This is a genomic window from Gimesia aquarii, from assembly GCF_007748195.1.
Lineage (GTDB): Bacteria > Planctomycetota > Planctomycetia > Planctomycetales > Planctomycetaceae > Gimesia > Gimesia aquarii.
Map to the genome: position 1 here is coordinate 2,874,114 of NZ_CP037920.1, position 20,736 is coordinate 2,894,849.

A 20,736-nucleotide genomic window follows, 5' to 3' on the forward strand; every position below is an offset into this window, starting at 1 on the left:
TTTCTGATGTTATATCCAACCCCGGATGGTTTAATGGGCAGTACTAGCTTCCTTTATCAAACCAATTATCTGAAACACTTCTTTCTGATTCATCTTGTATATATCCTGAGCAGTCCTGGAGTTGCTTTCAGTGATCATGCTACAGGGATAGAGACACTCTATCTTAAAGATGGGCAACAATTTTCAGGTGAAAGTATCGGTTTTGAAGACGGAAATATTCTATTCAGATTGCCCGATGGCGAGGTTTATCCGGTCTTATTGGGATTAGTAGATCGTCTTGAATTTGGCTCTGGAAACTTGGACTCTAAATCGCCTGTTCAAGAGGAAAAACTCCTGGTCAATAACGAAAGTGGCGAGTTTCCTCTGTTGCCGCCACCGCTAATCACTGCAGAACCGGAACCATTAGGTATTCCTCCCGCACCAGATTCAGAACTAATTGAAGAGACGCCCTTCGATACGATCGAAGAATATGTTGATACAGGATGGGAATATGTAGAGGTCTGGACCAAGCGTTTGGAACTGGGAGGAACATTTCTTGCGGGAAATACAGACCGTGATTATGTCACAACAGGTCTTTATCTAGAAAAATCTGACAACGACAACTTATTTGAATTTGAAATCGGCGGACGTTGGGGGCAGTCTAATGGAGTTCGGGACGCCAATCGTTGGTATGGTAACGCTACAATGGATGTCGCCCGTACCACCAACTGGATTGTGTTTGTCTCAAACAGAAATACTTATGATGAATTTGAAAATCTTGATTGGCGAGGAACACTCTCGACAGGTTTGGGGTATCGATTCGTTAACGAAGGGGACAAACGGTTAATTCTACGTATTGGTCCTGGTGGAACACACGAAATTTATACTGATCCCAAGTTAAGCAGAACCACATTCGACATGTTTGTGGAAGTTGAATTCCACTGGCCGCTTTCAGATCATGCAAAACTGGAACACAAACAAACCTGGACTCCCAGTATGGATACTGCTCAGATACTGCGTGTGACGACAGAATCAGGGTTGCTTTTCAAGTTGGATAATAAAGATCGCTGGAACCTGAAACTAGGACTTTTACAGACATATAACTCTTTTCCTAGTGCAGGTCGTAAGAAAAGTGATTACACAGGTAGCGTTTCACTTGTCTACACTCGCAAATAGGAACCTATTTGTAATTTGTTATTTAGGCTTAGCCAGTTTGACAGTCAACTTGACCCGTTTCCCGTCACGCATCACAGTGACTTCGACCTGATCGCCGGGGGAAAACATTCTCAAGGCTAGATCGAAATCATCGAGACCTCCAATTTTTGTCTTTCCCATCTTGATGATGGCATCACCAGCTTTGAGTCCTGCTTTGTCGGCAGGACTGCCGGGAGAAGCGCCGGAAATGTGATAACCAGGACCCTCGCCCCCGAAGTCAGGGATACTGCCAAAGTAAGGCCGATTTCCAGAACGCATGTTGGTAGCAGGCCGTTCAATTTTGACATATTTGGGACGATCAGGGTTCTCAGCAGTCGCAACAGTGATTTCCTCCAAAAATCCGACGATGCGTTGCATACCAGGAATATTAATTTTGTTCCAATCATCAGAAGGACGGTGATAATCGCTGTGTGTTCCTGTGAAGAGGTGTAATACGGGGATTTGTTTCCCGTAAAAGGAACTATGATCGCTGGGGCCAAATCCCTCTGGTTTCAGCGAAAGTTTTAAATCATATTCTTTCGCGGTTTCTTCGACCAATTTTTTCCAGCGAGGTGCTGTTCCTGTTCCAAATACGGTGAGCTTGTCATTTGTCAGTCGTCCTACCATATCCATATTGAGCATAGCGACTGTGTTTTTAATATCAAATGTCGGATTCTTTACATAGTGGGCAGATCCAATTAGCCCCCGTTCCTCTCCGGTAAATGCAATAAATACGACGCGGCGTGGCAAAGGTGTTTTTCGAGCGGCCAGTCTTCGAGCCAGCTCAATGAGTGCGACCGTTCCGGATGCGTTGTCATCGGCACCATTATGTACGTCAGTCGAACCGGGAGCCAATGAACCTTCGCCTCCATAACCTACATGATCATAGTGTGCTCCAATCACGACCGTTTCATCTGCAAAAGGTCCTTTTCCGTCCAGGACACCAATTACGTTTTTGACTTCCGTACGAATCTGTTTAACTTGAATTTCTCCTTTTGCTTTCCATTGAGGCAAGGCAAAGCTTTCGGGCTTAAGATTGGCGTCGATCTTGGCTTCCAATTCTTGAAGTGTTGGTTTACCAGCGTCCTTAAAAAGTTGATTACATGTTTCGATAGTGATATGTGCAATCGGAATTGAACGACCATCTCCACTGCCAGCATATCCAAATTTCATTAGCACATCGAATGCTCCGTTTTTCAATCGCTTGCGTGCTTGTTGAACTTCATGCAGTGCTTTTTTTAGTTCACGGTCGGCTTCCATTCTTTTGTCTTTGTTTGATTGTTCCCAGTTTTCTGTGGCAGTGATAAGTTCCTCGATAGCATCTTCTTCAAGTTCCTGTGCTTCTTTTTTGTTTTCCTCAGTTGAATAGGAATCATTCACGAATAAAATTGCTTTGGCGCCTTTCCCAAAGGCCGTACTCACTTTATATCGCAGGGCCGCATAGCGTGAAATTCCATGTGCGCCGGCAAAGGGACTTTTTTTATCTCCTTGTTGTGGTGTCCGTCTCAGGATGATGGCAACTTTATCTTTGACATCAATGCCTGCGTAGTCGCTATATTTGACATCTTTCGCATCAATGCCATATCCACAAAAGACAAGCTCTGCATCAAATTTCCCAGAGCCTCCGAATGAGCAGGAGCGAAAATCTTTATCATATTTCAGTGGGATTGTTTTTCCATCAGGACCTACCAGTGCAAGTTGATTTAAAGTTCCCAATTTGCTGCCAGTGTTGATCGTGAATTTCTGAAACGCGCTATCATTGACTGATTGTACATTCAGTCCGGCTGCCTTGAATTCTTTCTCAATATAATCTGCAGCTAAGTTGATTCCCCGAGTCTTAACACCACGACCTTCCAATTCATCAGATGCCAGATATTTAATTGCATCCAGCATTCGCTGGTTGCTCTCTGTATTCAGGTTTGATCTCACATTTGACTTGGTCGTTTTCGCTGGTGTTTCTCCCAGCACCAGTGCAGGACTTTGCAAAAAAACTACGTAAAAGACCATTAGTCCCAAGAAATAGATTTCTGCAATTAGTTTTTTTAATACGCGTTTTGTGTTCAGAACAGACATAAAGGCTCTTTCTCTATTATTTGTCTGCTAAAGATTGGTTCATTATCACTACGAAAAGTAACAAAAACGTGTTGGAATTCTCATTCACTCCAAATTTACACTTCATATGAGTATTGTCTGTATTTTCGCATTTGAGATGCTGAATGGAAGTCACGTTTTCAAGATTAATTGAAAATCGAGACGGTTCGCAACTCTATTTTAAGTTTGGTTTTACGTAGAACAGGCTTGAACTGGCGAATTGATATCGAAGAAGGTAGAGTTTTAGATTTAGCCAAATATCGAGTTCCCCAAATTGACAATGGGACAAACAATGGATCTCCCCGTCGATATATTAAATGTATTTATTGAGCTTGGACTGACTTCTGCCGAAGCACAGAGTCTGGTAAATACACTCAAAAACATTTCTATTAAAGAAGATACTGAGATCTGGCAGCAACTGACAATACAAGTTCTTACACCAGAGATCCCATTTTCAATACATCGTTACTTATATCAACTAGTCTTTCAGAAGCGAATTGAACAAGGGCTTCCCGCTCCGGCTTGGTTTCCCGGGGATTCTGAATTGTCTCATTCACATCTGGCCCTATGGTTGCGTGATTTAGATTTGTGCAGCATGGAAGAGTTACACGAATGGTCAATTCAGAATCGAGAGGCATTTACCCGGAAACTAATTGAATCGCTTCGCATTCAATTCATTCAACAGCCAGACCAAATCATAAATCTATGTGCTGGTGTCGAAAATGTAGATTGGCTGACTGAAGCAAAGTTGAATATTGTCGAAAGTTGTTTTAGAGACAAATCAGAGCAGGCAGCAATTATTTTTCAGAAACAGAATCGGGAAATACAACATCTCAGCTACCAGGAATTGAAAAACCTGACTGCTCGGGTAGCCAATGGACTGAAGGAGGTCGGAGTCCATCCTGGAAAACGAGTGGCGGTGATGATGCCGATGACGCCTGAATCGGTTGCGATATTTTTGGGAATCATCGCGGCTGGTTGTGTTGTCGTGACGATTGCCGACAGCTTTTCAGCCGAGGAAATGGAAGTGCGGCTCAAGATGACTGAGCCCTGTCTCATCTTTATACAAGATGTGATATCTCGTAACGGTAAACAGCTCCCACTTTATTCTAAGTTAGGACTCAATAGAAAATTATCGGCAGTTGTACTGCCGGAGGGGGAGTCTCTACAGATTTCACTGAGATCCATTGATCGACAATGGATTAATTTTTTGTCCAATAACACAGAGTTATCGTACGTTGCTCGAAATCCAAATGATGATACAACGATTCTATTTTCCTCAGGAACAACGGGTAGTCCTAAAGGGATTCCCTGGGATCAAACTACGCCGATCAAGTCAGCAGGAGATGGATTTCTGCATCATGATATTCATACCGGTGATGTCGTTTGCTGGCCGACGAATTTGGGTTGGATGATGGGGCCCTGGCTAGTCTATGCTTCATTAATTAATGACGCGGCAATTGCTCTGACTGATGCAGTTCCAACGAGTCGCGAGTTTTGTGAATTTGTACAGAATGCGAACGTGACCATGTTAGGATTGGTTCCCAGCATTGTTTCTGTCTGGCGTAATCAGGATTGTGTATCAGGCCTTGATTGGTCTCAGATAAAGGTTTTCAGTTCGACGGGAGAATGTTCCAACCCCGATGATATGTTATGGCTGATGTCCCGCGCCGGTTATCGTCCGGTGATTGAATATTGTGGTGGTACAGAAACAGGAGGGGGCTATATAACCGGCACGGTTTTAAAACCTGGAGTTCCTGGATTCTTCTCTTGTCCTGCTGTTGGTTTTTCCTGGTTGTTGTTAGACGAATCTGGGAATAAAACGACAAACGGAGAAGTTTTCTTTGAACCTCCTGTCATTGGATTATCTACACGTCTGATCAATCGCAATCATCATGAAGTCTACTTTGCCGATATCACGCCTGGACCAGAGCAGCAAGTTCTTCGAAGGCACGGTGATCAGATCGAAGCGCTACCATGTGGTTATTATCGGGCACAGGGACGCATTGACGATGCGATGAATTTAGGGGGTATCAAAGTCAGCTCCGTGCAAATTGAAGAACTTCTAAGTCAAATAAAAGAAGTTGTCGAGGTTGCGGCTATCGCTGTTCCACCGAAGGGCGGTGGTCCAAGCCAGTTAGTCATATTTGTAGTGATCAATGCAGGAACGGAATTGGTTGTAGATCAGTTACTGAAAGAAATGCAGCAGTTAATTCGCATGCAACTTAACCCGCTATTTAAAATTCATGCGGTACGTGAGATTGCACAATTGCCGCGAACCGCATCCAATAAAGTGATGCGTCGGAAGTTAAGAGATTTATATCAGGGTGCAGATACATGAGTCAGCCAGGACAAAATAGAGTTGCCGTTTTAAGTGCAGTTAGAACGCCCATTGGTACATTTAACGGTGCATTCAAAGATCTATCTGCAGTACAACTAGGTACGGTAGCCGCCAAAGAAGTGCTCAATCGGACTGGCCTGTCTGGAGATCAAATTGATGAAGTTTTTCTGGGGCAAGTCTTTACTGCTGGATGTGGAATGAATCCGGCGCGTCAGGTGGCCATTCATGCCGGACTACCATATAACGTCCCGGCAACGACTGTAAATATGGTATGTGGTTCGGGTTTAAAATCAGTGGCGCTGGGAATGCAAGCGATTTTGTGTGGTAAATCCCGAGTCGTGATGGCAGGAGGCATGGAGAGTATGAGCAATACACCCTATCTTCTTCGAGGTGCACGTACCGGGTTCAAAATGGGAAATCAGCAATTAGTTGATTCTATGATCCAAGATGCTTTGTGGGATGCATTTTATGATTGTCATATGGGGATCACGGCTGAGAATTTAGCTGAGGAATATGAAATAGCGCGTGAGAAACAGGATCGCTATGCCGTTCAAAGTCAGCAACGATACCAGGCCGCGTTAGTTGATGGAAAATTTGAGGATGAGATTGTGGGCGTTTCTGTTCCTAAAAGGAAAGCAGGGCCAGAAATGATTACAGTTGATGAACATCCACGTAAAGAAACAAATTATGAAACGATTTCGGGTTTACGTCCTTCATTTAAATCAGAGGGAACGGTGACCGCCGCGAATGCCTCTGGTGTGAATGATGGCGCGGCCGTATTACTGATTGCGGATGAAAGTTTCGTGAAAGAACGAAGCTTGAAACCGCTGGCTTGGATTCGTGCATTTTCAAATGTAGGCCTTGATCCTCAATTTATGGGTATGGGACCTGTGTATGCGATACAGCAATTGTTGAAAGAGGAAAAACTCAATTTATCTGAAATTGACTTGCTGGAGATCAACGAAGCGTTTGCTGCACAAACTCTCGCTGTAGGAAAAACGCTTGATTGGAATGGTGATCGTGTGAATGTGAATGGCGGGGCGATTGCATTAGGGCATCCGCTGGGGGCCAGTGGGGCTCGGATCGCGGTGACCTTGCTTCATGAAATGCATAAACGGAAATCGCAGCGCGGTATCGCTTCTCTTTGTATTGGAGGTGGGATGGGTATTGCGATGTTATTTGAGTCGGCAGGAACTTAGTCAGCGAAATTTAATAGAGAGCAAATCTCATGCACGAAATTGGAATTCTGGGTGCAGGATTAATTGGCGCGAGTTGGGCCTCTTTTTTTGCCGCGAAAGGTCTCAAGGTCCGTATCTACGACGTAAATTCGGAAGTGAAAGAAAATGCACTTCAAATTGCCAATGATAATCTGCAACGTCTTGTCAATCTGAAGATGTTGACGTCGAAAGCGGCAAAAACAGGTCAACAAAATCTGCAAACAGTAGCTTCAGTGAAAGCATTGTTGACTGATGTGGACTACGTTCAGGAATCCGTGATTGAAGATTATGCGATTAAGGCCGATGTCTACCGTGAATTCGAACAATATGCTCCAGAAACTTCAATCCTGGCCAGTAGCTCTTCAGGCCTTTTAATGACACGTATGCAGTCGGTGATGAAGCACCCTGCTCGTGCGTTAATTGCACACCCCTTTAACCCTCCGCATCTGATTCCACTTGTCGAGTTGGTCCCCGGTGAACAGACCGCGAATTCTATTGTTGATTCAGTCAAAACATTTTTTGTTCAATTGGGTAAACATCCGGTTGTTTTGAACAAAGAAGTTCCGGGACACATTGCCAATCGTTTGGCGGCGGCTATCTGGAGGGAGTCTCTAGCATTACTGGATGAGGGGGTTGCAAGTGCCGAAGACATCGATGCGGCATTGTGTCAGGGACCAGGCCTGAGATGGGCAATGATGGGGCAGCATCTAATCTATGAACTCGGTGGTGGTGAAGGTGGCTATCAGAAATTTTTCGATACAATTGGTGCTTCATTCGAAGAGTACTGGAAAGATATGCAAGACTGGACAACGATTCCCGAAGCAGTGAAACAAAAAGCAGTCGCAGGAACGCAAGCATATCTCGAACAGAAAAACCGTAGCGAATGGACGGCCTGGAGAGACCAGAAGCTGGCCAAAATTCAACAAGTGTTAAGTGAGGAGTAAGCCGATGTCACTACCAAAAACAGCCTTGATCACGGGAGCTGCCAGTGGCATCGGTGCTGAAATTGCGAAGACGCTTTATAATGATGGCTGTCATTTAGTGATTGCTGATTTGAATGAACCCAAATTTCTAGCAGAACTTTCTAATTCCATTCAAAAAGTTTCATATATTCCTACCGACTTGTCTGACCAGGCAGATTGTCAGGCATTAGTAGATCGAGCAATACAAAAATTTGGGGCCGTGGATATACTAGTCAATAATGCTGGCTTTCAACATATCTCGTCCGTAGAAGATTTCCCAGAGAGTGTCTGGGAAAAAATGATGCAAGTCATGTTAACGGCTCCTTTCCTACTCACTAAATATGTTTTTCCCGGCATGAAACGAAAACAATGGGGACGCATTATTAATATGGGTTCCATTCATTCGCATGTGGCTTCGCTCAATAAAGCCGGTTACACTGCTGCAAAACATGGAATAGTCGGCTTGACGAAATCCACTGCTCTGGAAGGTGGGCCATACCAGATTACAGCAAACGTGGTTTGTCCCGCGTATGTTCGTACGCCTCTCGTTGAGAAACAGATTGAATCACAGGCGGAAGCACTAGGGATTAGTAGCGAAGAGGTCGAAAGCCAAGTCTTTCTGAAAGCATCGGCAACAGGCAAGATGATTGAACCTGTTGAAGTTGTAGAAATAGTCAGATATCTCTGCTCGGATTTAGCAAAATCTGTTACAGGTGCCTGTTGGACAATTGATGGCGGTTGGACGGCACAATAAAAAGACCTAAGTGTCTATTTTATGATCGGTTCTGGTATGGAACTTTTTAAATTTCTCAGAACCGTTTTTTTTAACATTGCTTATATATAGTAGACATATTAGAGTGTGTTTATGTAATGACCTACCAAAATGCATATTTGAAATCATTCCACATGAGGTTATCGATGCATTTACCGCGACATTCAACCACTGTAGTAATTCTTTTCTTGGTCCTTTGCTTTCACCAAACTTATGCAGTTGAGGTTGATGAGCCAATCACTGCAAAGACACCCGAGCAGATCGCAGTTGAAGGGCTACGTGGTTTTTATACAAATCTACAGAAGAATAAAGACGGCGCTGTACGACTTGTACGTTTGAGTAAACCACATGTAAAACTTGAAGTGTTGGAGCATCTCGAGCAATTTCGAAAGCTAGATTATCTTGCTATTATCTGTCCCCACATTGGCGATGAAGGGCTGTCACACATTCAGCATCTGACCAATCTCGACACCCTGATGCTTTCCGAATCTGCAGTTGGTGATCATGGACTCTCATACCTAAAGCAACTCAACAAATTGGAACGGCTTGATCTCAATAATACAAAAATTTCTGATGAGGGATTGGTTCACCTTTCACAACTTGATCAACTCAAAGTACTTTCTTTGAAAAATACGAATATTACCGATGCAGGTTTGAAACACCTCACCGGTTTAAAGAATCTTGAAGTACTCTTGCTTTCCGGGACGAAAGTGAGTGATGCAGGTTTCGGAATTTTAGCAAAACTGAAAAAACTGAAAACATTGTATCTCGCTCGCACGCGAGTCAAAGGAAAGCAGCTTGCTAAGCTTACTGACTTACCACAACTTGAATATTTGGTTCTGAATCGAAACGTGCTAGACAAGCAGTGTGTGCAAACACTTGTCAAAATGCCTAAGTTGAAAGGCTTGGAGTTGAAACACACAGGAATCCCTGGTGATTCGATCAATCAACTCACGAGAAGCTTAGCAAAGACCAATGTCTTTTCTGATGTCTCTACTGCAATAAAAGATGAAACTTCTTCCCTTGTGTTCATGAAATCGGAATCTCTGAATCTGAAACCGATATTGAGCCCGATTCAGGATCGGATTCGCGCGAATGAAACACTGCAGCTTGGTTTTCAAAGGCATGTCATTCCACTGTTAGGCAGATTGGGTTGCAATAGCCGCAATTGTCATGGCTCATTTCAAGGGCGTGGTGGATTTCAACTATCGATGTTTGGATATGACTTTAAATTGGATCACGATAATTTGCTAAAACGTATTGATAAAAAAGTACCAGACCAAAGTTTGATCCTGAATAAACCAACCTCTGAAGATGAACACGAAGGAGGACTTCGTTTACCACCTGGTGGCTGGGAACAAAAACTGTTGCGTGAGTGGATTGCCAGTGGTGCGAAATCTGTAGTCGAAAATGCTCCCCAGTTTGTACGCTTGGATGTAACGCCCAAACAAGTTGTGTTTTCGAAAAAAGGGGAGATGACTTCGATTAAGGCGATTGCAGTCTGGTCAGATGGTACGCGGGAAGATGTGACTTGTTTGACACGATTCGAGTCAAAAGATGATAGCGTCGCCGAGGTAACAGCTGAAGGGAAAATCCATGCCAAAGGGACCGGCGATACCTATGTGATTTCCTATTATGACAATGGGATATTTTCGACTCAGGTCATATTACCTGTTGAGAAAAAGCAAAAAAATGATTACCCCGTTGTTCCGACGCCAACTGAGATTGATCGACATGTAGTCAACAAACTGAAAAAACTGGGCATCCAACCATCAGGCTTGTGCACTGATGATGAATTTTTGCGACGAGTCAGTCTTGATATCACAGCCACCTTGCCTTCACCAGATGAGATTCGAGAGTTTCTTAACGATAAGACACCTGACAAACGCAGTCAAAAGATTGAGGAATTGCTCAAGCAACCTGCTTACGTTGCCTGGTGGAGTATGAAACTCTGTGACCTAACAGGGAGTAATGCGGGCTATCTGGGTGGGACTGAAATGGCTCAGCCTGTGGTCAGTCAATGGAATGCCTGGATCAAGCGTCGTGTTGAAGACAATATTGGATGGGATCAAATCGTTTCGGGTATCATTTTAGGCACAAGTCGTTTACCGGGGGAAACCTATGATGAATTCATGGTTAGGCAGAGTGAATTCACGAGTGTCAAAGATCGAAAGGACTTCACGGCACTTGATAACAGTATGCCTCATTACTGGGCGCGGAGTAATATGTCAGTTCCCTCAGATAAGGCATTAGCTTTCGGTTACACCTTCCTGGGAATGCGCCTTGATTGTGCTCAATGTCACAAACATCCGTTTGATGAATGGTCGAAACAAGACTTTCAACTTTTTACCGAGTTTTTTACACGGATTAAATTTGGTACTCCTGCCGATGCAAAAGTCTTGCATGAACAGACACGTAATATGTTGGGGGTTCCTGTCAAATTGAATACCGCTGCATTACGGAGGCAGAGTTATTTACGGATCGCAGCAGAAGGACGTCCCATTCCCTGGAGAGAAGTCTACATCGAAGCAGCCAAGGGTGATCAGCAAATTGCGAAATTGCTTGGAGGCCAGAAGATTGATATCAGCAAAAATTCTGATCCGCGTCTATTATTGATGCATTGGATGTTGAATGAACCAAACCGTTATTTTGCGAAAGCGTTTGTAAATCGCATTTGGGCTCATTATTTCAATGTGGGCATTATTAATCCTCCTGATGATTTGAATCAAGCGAATCCACCTAGCAATAAGGCATTGCTGGATTATCTGGTCAAGGGATTTGTAGATAGTGGGTATGATATGAAATGGCTGCATCGTACGATTACTAATAGTCGAACTTATCAATTGAGCTGGCGCCCTAATGATACGAATCGCAAAGACACTCGTAATTTCAGTCATGCCGTTTTGAGGCGTTTGCCCGCGGAAGTTGCCATTGATGCGATTCTAAAAGCGACAGCAGATCAAAAGATGGCAAGCCAGTTTTCCAGTAAAATGGATCAACGAAAAATTTCACAACACCCAAGGTCTTATCAGGCCAGGGCCATTGACTTTTCACTGTTAGTTTTCGGAAAACCGTTACGAACAACGAACTGTGACTGTGAACGACAGAATGAACCAACACTGTTGCAGTCATTGTATGTGCGTAACGATGAAGAAATGTTGAGTCATTTAACTCGATCCAATGGTTGGCTGAGTGAATTGAAAAAACGAAGTTCTGAGCAGGCTGACTTAGATGCTCTCGTTTCAGAAGCCTATTTAAGAACGCTTTCTCGACTTCCTGATGAGATAGAAATGAAAGAAAGCCAACTTCACTTAAAGTCGACAAAGACGCTGCATGAGGGTATGCATGATTTAATGTGGGCGCTATTGAATACACAGGAATTTATTACTAATCATTAAATTAGCGGTTGGGTGAATTTTTAAAACTATTTTCACTGAGGAAGATCAAATGAACCACTGCGACAAAATCACGAGACGGAATGTGTTACAAGCGGGGTTTCTGGGTGGCCTTGGGCTTTCACTTTCTAATTTCCTCAATCTGTCAGCATTGAATGCGGAAATGACTGGAAAGAAATCCTCGAAAGCGGATTCAGTCTTATTTTTGAATCTTGCAGGGGGAGTTTCTCACCTCGATACACTTGATAGAAAACCGGAAGCTCCCGTCGAAACACAAGGTGAGTTTAAGTCGATTCAAACTTGTATTCCCGGGCACAGCGTATGTGAATATATGCCAAAGTATGCAGCAATGGCTGATCAATTTACGTTGATTCGTGGGATTTCACATTCCGCGGGAGCCCATCCACAAGGCCAATCCTGGATTTCGACTGGTAATCGTCCCGTACCTGCTTTGATTTATCCCTCTTTGGGATCTGTAGTCAGTAAAGAGATTTCGAGTAAACCTGATTTACCAGGATATGTAGCAATACCCAAAACAGAGTGGAATGCCGGTTATATGGGGGATGCGTATGCTCCGTTCAAAACGAATACCGTTCCCCGTCCGGGACAACCATTTCAAGTAAGAGGTATTTCTTTGCCCGACGGTTTAACAATTGAGAAAGTAAATCAGCGACAGCAGTTGCTCAGCAAGTTAGACCGTCGATTTAAAGAGGACTCTACTGAGAGTCAATTATTGGAAGCGTTAGATAAATTTGGGTCTCAAGCCTATAATATGATAACATCAAAACGAGCGCGTGCAGCCTTTGATGTTGAGCGGGAATCATCAAAGATCCGTGGGTTATTTGGTACTGATGAGTTCAGTCAATCCGTATTTCTTGGCTGTCGTTTGATTGAATATGGTGTTCCCTTTGTAACGGCAACGTACCAAGGCTGGGACACACACACCGAAAATTTTACTGGTCATCGAAGATTGTTGCCGCCCCTCGATGTGGGGATCACAGCCGGTTTGGAAATGTTAAAGCAAAAGGGATTATTGGAGAGGACGCTGGTTGTCATTATGGGGGAATTTGGTCGTACTCCCAAAATTAATGTGAACGCGGGGCGTGATCATTATCCTCGCGCGAATTGGTGTTTAATGACAGGCGGAGGGATTAAGCCTGGACAATTTATTGGTGGCACGAATAAAGCCGGTGATGCGCCTGATGATAAAACAAATATTAAACCAGATGATATCGCCGCAACCGTTTATCACGCTTTGGGTATCGATCCGCTTATGGAATACTATACCAATACCGGACGTCCAACGATGCTGGTTCCACATGGCCGCATCATGCGTGAACTGTTTGCCTAAAGCTCCAGCGGAACGGCGCGATAAATCTTTTCATCCGATCAGTCTGGATTCAAGTGAATGACTGAGACTGGACTATCTGCAAATAATTCCTCCTTAACGTTCTTCGCTTTTCCAAGCATGATTGCTTTGTGTCATTGACTGTAGTCTAATGAGCATATAGTAAGGCTGAAATGTCTTCTTCGCTTAAGATGAATCATTTTATTCCAGTAGGCATACTGTATTATAAAGGCACATTTATTATGAAATATCTCGTGGCTATTATGCTCTGCTTTTTCTTCTTTCCACTTCTGACAAAAGCAGAGGAGAGAGCAGTTAAACCGAATATTGTGCTCATTATGGCAGACGATTTGGGGTATGGAGATTTAAGTTGTTACGGCAGTGTCAATTGTCAAACTCCTAATATTGATCGTCTGGCAGCCGAAGGTATGCGATTTACAGATTTTCATTCGAGTGGAACTGTTTGCAGTCCTACGCGTGCTGGTCTCTTAACGGGCCGTTATCAGCAACGGGCTGGTATTGATGGAGTGGTGTATGCGGATCCTAATAAAAATCGACATCATGGACTGCAAAAAAATGAAGTCACTTTGGGGCAATGTTTACAGGCGGCTGGCTATCGAACGGGCATGTTTGGTAAATGGCACTTAGGTTATCAGAGGCAGTATAATCCTACTTTCCGTGGCTTCGAAAAATTTGTGGGTTATGTGAGCGGAAATGTAGATTACTTTGCGCATCTGGATGGAACGGGTGTCTTTGACTGGTGGCACAATGCGAAATTGAATCGATCTGAGCAGGGATATGTGACCCACTTGATTACAGATCATGCGGTTGATTTTATCCGTCAACAAAAGGACGAACCATTTTTTATTTATATTGCCCATGAAGCAGTACATTATCCCTATCAGGGACCAAATGATAAGCCCATACGAAAAGAAGGAGTTGGAGATATCAAATCAGCCAAACGAAAAGACATTACCAATGCCTACCGAGAAATGAACACAGAAATGGACAGAGGAATTGGTAAGGTAATGTCAGTGCTGGAAGAATTGGATTTGACGGATAATACTTTTGTATTCTTTCTGTCTGATAATGGTGCAAATAACAAAGGATCTAATGGAAAATTACGCGGGTTCAAAGGTAGTGTGTGGGAAGGGGGGCATCGTGTTCCCGGGATTGCTTTTTGGCCTGACCATATCCCAGCGGGAAGTGTTTGTGACGAAACTGTGATTAGTATTGATCTGATGCCTACAATATTAGAGTTGGCACAAACGACTGTCCCCGCTTCTCATCAATTAGACGGTGTAAGTCTGGTAAATTTATTGACCAAACAGCAACGATTAGAGCCACGAAAAATATTTTGGGACTACCGTGAACGTTATGCAGTCAGACAAGGGGAATGGAAGCTTGTGTTGAATCAGAACCGTCAAACACCTGTCGAATTGTTCGACCTTCAAACAGATCTCTCTGAAACAAAAAATCTGGCGAAACAGTATCCTGAGCGAGTACAACAAATGAAGAAGGCACTTAATCTCTGGAAAAAAGAGATGGATCAAACGGCTACATCACAACCTGAAAAAATATAAAATGCGAAGAGTTCACAATTAGGAGACTGCTTAATGTTTCGACTAATGATACTGCTGATTTTCTTATTACCTTTGAACTTGAATGCAGCAGAGAATACTGGGAATTCACTTCGGGCAGGATCTGCAAAAGTAAATATTAATCCTCGGAACTTTCCGGTTTCTATGACTGGAAGTTTTCAAGATCGCCAGGCAAAATCGGCTCATGATCCCCTGCATGCACGTGCTCTGGTGTTGAGAAATAGGCAAACCAGTATTGCGTTTGTAGTGTGTGATATTTGTTTGATTTCACGTGATATTTTCGATGCTGCCAAAAAAGAAGCATCGTTGAAAACAGGTATTCCGACCAGTCACATGCTGACATCTGCAACACATACACATACTGCGCCCACTTCAGTACCACTAGCACAATGTAATCCAAATCCGGAATATGTACAATTTCTAACCGAAAGTATTGCTCGAGCAATTATCGACGCCCATGCGCGACTTGCACCTGCTAAAATCGCTTGGACTTCGGCTCAAGAACCTGGAGAAGTGAATAACCGTCGTTGGTATGTGAGAGCGGAGGGACTTCAACCTAATCCGTTTGGAAAAAAAACTGACAAGGTGCGGACGAACCCTCCCAGGGGAAGTGACCTGTTGATTAAACCAGCAGGCCCAATCGATCCTGAGATTGCAATCCTCTCGGTACAACATGCAGATGGGCGTCCACTGGCACTTTTAGCCAATTATTCATTACATTATGTAGGCGGTATTCCTCCTAATCAACTTTCGGCAGATTACTTTGGTGAGTTTGCAAGACAGATAAAAAAACGACTCGGTGGAGATGATACGTTTATTGGAATTATGTCCAATGGGACCAGTGGTGATATCAATAACTATAATTTTAAAGAACCACAGCCTCGAGTGCCTGCATTTGAGCGGGTAATTGCGGTTGCATCGATCATTGCCGACCGTGCATATCAGGCTGTCAAAGGTCTCACGTATCGCAGCGATGTTTCATTACAGATGCAGGAGCGAACAATTGACCTGGCAATCCGAAAACCGACTCGAGAGGAAGTGACATATGCCAGCAAACTTCTATCTAAAGCGGAAGATCCCCAAAGGCTAACTACAAATGAAGTCTATGCCCAGGAGACAATTCGTATAGATCGAGGTCCTGATAATGTGAATATCAAACTTCAGGTTTTGCGAATTGGTGAGGTGGGGATTGTGGCAATTCCCTGCGAAGTATTTGTAGAAATTGGTCTGGAGATCAAACAGAAGAGTTCGCTTAAGCCAACCTTTATTATTGGTCTGGCCAATGGTTATAACGGATATTTGCCTACACCAGAGCAGCATGTTTTACAGGGTTATGAAACCTGGCGTTCTGGCTGGAGTTATCTGGAAACAGATGCTTCGAAAAAAATTGAGAAACAGACTATGATGATGCTTAACCAAATCACTGATTAAAGCTACATCATATTTTAAGCGTTGACGCATCATTAATTATCGATAAGACGACTTTAAGGAAATATAAAAATGAGAATACCTTTAATGGTTGCCTGGTTCGTAAGTTTTTGTTTCTGTCAAATTGGTTGCGCTGCTAATCCCAATCAATTGACAAAACAGGAGCAACAGCAAGGTTTTAAGTTGATATTTGATGGAATGAATTTGAATGGGTGGAAGCACAGCGGTAATTGGAAAGTGGAAGAAGGAGTGATTACTCGCGCTGGAAAAGGAGGGAGCCTTGTCTATCAAGCTATGCCAGTACCTGATGATTTTGAATTGAAGTTTGAGTGGAAAGTGGCTGATGGTAGTAATAGCGGTGTCTATTATCGTCCCGGGCAATATGAGTATCAGATCCTTGATAATGCGAAGCATCCAGATGGTAAAAATCCACGTACTAGTGCCGCCTCTATTTATTTTTGTATGCCGCCTTCCCATGACGCCACAAGACCGGTAGGGCAGTGGAACAAAGGGCGGATTAAGTGTAAAGGAACTGTTATTCAACATTGGTTGAATGGTGAGAAAGTCATCGACTTGGATTACACTGATCCTCGTTACGCATGGCAGGTCGAGCTCCTGGCGAATCGAGGAGGAAACCTTGCTGATCGGGGAGCAAACTTATCTCTGCAAGATCATGGTGACCCGGTTTGGTATCGAGGAGTCAAAATGAGGGCGATTCCGAAAGATGAAAAATTAGATCGATCTTCAATTAAACCAGCTAAAGTTTCAGATACAGCAATGGCAGCAGAGCAACGTAAATTGCAGCGTATCATGGAAAACCGCGTAAGACAAAAACAGAAAAAGTGAGTGCCTACTTGTAGTCTTCACATAATGATCTTTGACATTCTAAGCCTTATGATAGAGCTCTCTAAGAGAAAAGAACCGCTATGACATTGATGAAGAATTTAATGCTTGTAAGTTTTTATATTCTGATGACGGCAAAATTTGTTAATTCTGCCGAGCCTGTCCGCGTTATTTTCGATACAGATATTTCAGGTGATGTGGATGATGTTCTTGCATTAGCAATGATTCATACTCTGGCAGATCGAAGAGAGTGCGAGTTGTTGGCAGTGACGATTTCAAAGATTAATCCTCTGACGGGGCCATTTACCGATGCTGTAAATACTTTTTATGGGAGGAATGAGATTCCGATTGGTGTTACACTTCAAGCTCAACATCGTCAAAGCAAATATTTAAATTTGATTCATAAGAGAGATAACAATCAGCTGCGTTATCCACATAATGTCAAATCTAACAAGGATCTTCCTAATGCTGTTAAATTGCTGAGGAAGACACTCGCCTTGGAAAAAAATCAATCGGTGGTGATTATTCAGGTAGGATTAGCAGCAAATCTGGCTGATCTTATAGAATCCAAACCAGATGAATTCAGTCCACTCACCGGTGTGGAATTGATCCGTAGTAAAGTACGGCTGGTCTCAGTAATGGCGGGGGCGTTTGAGTCCATTAACGGCAACGAACGCTATCTTGAAGCAAATGTTCGTAATGGGATTCACTCGATGCAACGATTTGCAAAATTATGGCCTGAAGAGGTCCCTGTTATTTGGAGTGGCTTTGAAATTGGTGTAGCTGCCCCTTATCCACGGGAGAGTATCGCGAGAGATTTTAACTATATGAAACATCACATCGTCCGTGAAGCCTATTTATTACATAGTGGTCCTGAACATGATCGGCCCTGTTGGGATTTGACGAGTGTTCTTTATGCGATTCGTCCGCAAGAGAACTACTTTAACCTATCAAAATCCGGGCGAGTAACTGTTTCAGATGATGGATTTACAAAATTTCGATCAGAAAGGGGGGGCCGTGATCGTTTCTTGAAAATGAACATGGTTCAGGCGATACGAGTCCGAGAAGTATTGCGTGATTTAGTAAGTCAACCACCTTTGCGACAAAAGCCATAACTTAGTGTTGGCAGTTATCTAGATTCCATACTCAGTAAACGGAGTCCTGATTATCTGTTTTAAGTAACAAACTATGACGTAGTAAATCAAACTAAAGCATGTTTAATGATTAGAATCGAGAGGCGTTATTCACTAACACTCTTGGCGACTTCGTCTAAAAGAACGTCTATTGAGTGACACATCTCTTTTTTCAAAGCGTGTAAACTATTTTGTACGACAACCAATCCATCAATTCGATTTTTTGTTTTTTTATCATTTGTGGATGAGTTGCTTGTGAGTTCTAGTTCATCGATTTTACTTTGATGCTTTTCAACTTCAGAGTCTGGCATAGAGTTCATTAATTTACTCACTAGCATTTCTGTATCGATTGGTTTTACAAAGAGATCTCTAAAACCAAGTGCAAGTGCTTCTCGTGTTAAGCCTTTCATCTTAGGGGATGATGTACCATGTTCTCTTGTAACAGTCAGGTAAAAATGTAGCGGTGGGCTAACTCCTTCATCATCAAACCGCTCTATTTTTGAAGCTTCTTTATAGAGGTCGATTGCATTCATCGAAGGTAGAAAAAGGCTGGTAATTACTGTGTCGATTGAAAAATCTGAGTTCAGTATAGCGAGCGCTTCTTCCCCGCTTTCAGCGGTCAATGTACCGAAACCATGGTAAGACAATTTCTGATTCAAACTTTGACGTATGAATCCAATTTCGTCGACAATCAGTATTTTCATAATCTCACCCTGTCGTGAATCTAAAAGCATGCGCATCTTGCTATTTGATTTGGGGTCTTACACATATTCTTCTATCGCCTTCTGATATCAAAATAAAAATAGGGGATATTACCCAATTTAGGGTGGAGTATTTACCTCAATATTGAATAGTATGGTATATTTGGGTATTACAGGTGGAGTTAGATGCTATGGTTTTATAGTGGTTGAAACCGAATCGTATTAGTCGTGATTAGCTTTACATTTTCTTACGATTGCTAAAAAACATTTTTAGTAGTTTGTTTGGTTTAAATTATGTGATTATATAAAGCATCACTTTATTGAAATTTTTTGAAATATGGCATATTCGCTTACATATTTTTGAAAAATAAAATAAGTGCACTGATCAATCATTCTATGAATCACTTCTCATAGTATTTTGAAAAAATCAGCGATCTCATTTATTGGATGCTGCTGTGCATCATAGTATCTGTATTATTCCCCTTCGCAGATACTGAAACGTACCAGAAAACGGTGTTATATTTTTCTTGATGAAGTGCTTAACAAGCGATTTCACTAAGAATTTTCTGGTCAAAGTAACATCAAATACCCTCTCTCAATCATACTTAGTTCATCTTAGAATCTTACAAAATAGAGTGACTGATATAATTGATTGTTGAAACCAAAGACAACGTCAAAGTTTTTAATTTTCGTTGGCTCCCCTCAAAATGGCTCAGTTGCTACAACCAAGTAGAATTAATTTGCGACACAAAGTTTTCAATTTTTTTATAGAGATATTATCTATAAAATAAAGAGTATTCTGAATTTTCGAATTGTGTGTATGTGAACTAACACTAATACTCTGTGCAAAATAACATTTTATTGAGGTCCGAATGAACGATTTTGTTGTTTATGTAATTGATGATGATCCAGATGTCCTGGATTCTATTGCATTTCTACTAAACACTTCAGGTTATCAAGTCAAAACTTTTGACAGTGTTCGTTCATTTTTGGAATCGAAAGAAGTCGTGTTTACAGGTTGTATCCTAATCGACCTGATTATGCCTGAAATTTCTGGTATTGAAGCAATGGAGCTATTTAAAAAGCAAAACATTCATTTTCCTTTAATTATGATGAGTGCATATGGTGATATTGAAAAAGCGGTTTCCGCAGTAAAACAGGGAGCCTGCGATTATCTTGAAAAACCTTTCGAGAAAGAAAAATGTATCAAAGCCATTGAATACGCTAAATCACTTTTGAATACTGATGAAGACGATTCGGAAAATAATGGTAGAGTTCACCTGCATTTGTATAATGGTTTAACTCGCAGAGAGAAGCAGGTATTTCATTTAATTGCTGAGGGTCATTCTGGTAAGCAAATTGCAAGCTCTATGTCGATCAGCTACCGGACTATGGAAAAGCATAAAGCGAATGTGTTAAACAAATTAGGGATTTCAAGTGCCACTGATATTGTACATATCTTGTACAAGATTAAAGACCTGCCGGGGTATTCGAAAACTGATAATGATTCATAGTTAGTGTAATCCTTAGAATCAGGTTTATAGTATTTCTGTGTTTGCACATCAAAATTTTAAAAAAACTAGCCCTCGTATTCACACTTCAAGAGTCCCCTCAAATTCAATTCAACGATGAATAGCCTGTCTGTTTTTACACAGACTACTTGATTTCTTCTTAAACTATTTCAAGCTAAAGCTTAAGGGCACATTGCGCGAAGCAATTTCGAACTCATCG

Annotated in this window: 14 protein-coding genes; 12 read left to right on the forward strand and 2 right to left on the reverse strand. The window is 42.4% G+C overall.

The window, feature by feature from the left end:
• Positions 1-33: 33 nt before the first annotated feature.
• Positions 34-1,155 (forward strand): DUF481 domain-containing protein, encoded by a 1,122-nt coding sequence (locus tag V144x_RS11570; protein ID WP_197998877.1) that lies wholly within the window; start codon positions 34-36, stop codon positions 1,153-1,155.
• Between the two features lie 18 nt (positions 1,156-1,173).
• Here the strand turns inward: V144x_RS11570 and V144x_RS11575 are convergent, their stop codons facing one another.
• Entirely contained in the window at positions 1,174-3,246 is a 2,073-nt protein-coding gene (locus V144x_RS11575) for a M20/M25/M40 family metallo-hydrolase (RefSeq protein ID WP_144985313.1), read from the reverse strand.
• 310 nt (positions 3,247-3,556) lie between these two features.
• Here V144x_RS11575 and V144x_RS11580 point away from each other — a divergent pair, with 310 nt between their 5' ends.
• The 10 genes from V144x_RS11580 to V144x_RS11625 all read left to right on the forward strand — a co-directional run bounded on the left by V144x_RS11580 (position 3,557) and on the right by V144x_RS11625 (position 18,286).
• Positions 3,557-5,605 carry an AMP-binding protein gene (locus V144x_RS11580; RefSeq protein WP_144985314.1) on the forward strand — a complete coding sequence of 683 codons (2,049 nt, stop codon included), beginning with the start codon at positions 3,557-3,559 and terminating at the stop codon, positions 5,603-5,605.
• Positions 5,602-6,804, forward strand: coding sequence for an acetyl-CoA C-acetyltransferase (locus V144x_RS11585; protein WP_144985315.1), 1,203 nt, complete (start codon positions 5,602-5,604; stop codon positions 6,802-6,804). Before V144x_RS11580 ends, V144x_RS11585 begins: the two co-directional genes overlap by 4 nt.
• A gap of 29 nt (positions 6,805-6,833) precedes the next feature.
• A complete protein-coding gene (locus V144x_RS11590) occupies positions 6,834-7,766 on the forward strand; it encodes a 3-hydroxyacyl-CoA dehydrogenase family protein (RefSeq protein WP_144985316.1) in 933 nt (310 codons plus the stop codon).
• 4 nt (positions 7,767-7,770) lie between these two features.
• Positions 7,771-8,538 (forward strand): 3-hydroxybutyrate dehydrogenase, encoded by a 768-nt coding sequence (locus tag V144x_RS11595; protein ID WP_144985317.1) that lies wholly within the window; start codon positions 7,771-7,773, stop codon positions 8,536-8,538.
• A 164-nt stretch (positions 8,539-8,702) separates the two neighbouring features.
• Positions 8,703-11,954, forward strand: a complete 3,252-nt coding sequence (locus V144x_RS11600; protein ID WP_197998878.1) for a DUF1549 domain-containing protein — start codon at positions 8,703-8,705, stop codon at positions 11,952-11,954.
• 49 nt (positions 11,955-12,003) lie between these two features.
• Positions 12,004-13,302 (forward strand): DUF1501 domain-containing protein, encoded by a 1,299-nt coding sequence (locus tag V144x_RS11605; protein WP_144985319.1) that lies wholly within the window; start codon positions 12,004-12,006, stop codon positions 13,300-13,302.
• Positions 13,303-13,541: 239 nt separating this feature from the next.
• Positions 13,542-14,882 carry a sulfatase gene (locus tag V144x_RS11610; protein WP_232102793.1) on the forward strand — a complete coding sequence of 447 codons (1,341 nt, stop codon included), beginning with the start codon at positions 13,542-13,544 and terminating at the stop codon, positions 14,880-14,882.
• 33 nt (positions 14,883-14,915) lie between these two features.
• A complete protein-coding gene (locus V144x_RS11615) occupies positions 14,916-16,331 on the forward strand; it encodes a neutral/alkaline non-lysosomal ceramidase N-terminal domain-containing protein (protein WP_144985320.1) in 1,416 nt (471 codons plus the stop codon).
• Positions 16,332-16,400: 69 nt separating this feature from the next.
• The gene (locus V144x_RS11620) at positions 16,401-17,174 is read left to right on the forward strand and encodes a 3-keto-disaccharide hydrolase (protein WP_144985321.1); all 774 of its coding nucleotides are present in this window, start codon (positions 16,401-16,403) and stop codon (positions 17,172-17,174) included.
• Positions 17,175-17,275: 101 nt separating this feature from the next.
• On the forward strand, positions 17,276-18,286 hold the full coding sequence (locus V144x_RS11625) for a nucleoside hydrolase (protein ID WP_232102794.1): 1,011 nt from the start codon (positions 17,276-17,278) through the stop codon (positions 18,284-18,286).
• 125 nt (positions 18,287-18,411) lie between these two features.
• Here the strand turns inward: V144x_RS11625 and V144x_RS11630 are convergent, their stop codons facing one another.
• Positions 18,412-19,008 carry a response regulator gene (locus V144x_RS11630; protein WP_197998879.1) on the reverse strand — a complete coding sequence of 199 codons (597 nt, stop codon included), beginning with the start codon at positions 19,006-19,008 and terminating at the stop codon, positions 18,412-18,414.
• Positions 19,009-19,877: 869 nt separating this feature from the next.
• On the opposite strand from V144x_RS11630, the gene V144x_RS11635 reads away from it, so the two are divergent.
• Entirely contained in the window at positions 19,878-20,519 is a 642-nt protein-coding gene (locus V144x_RS11635) for a response regulator transcription factor (protein ID WP_144985324.1), read from the forward strand.
• Positions 20,520-20,736 lie beyond the last annotated feature (217 nt).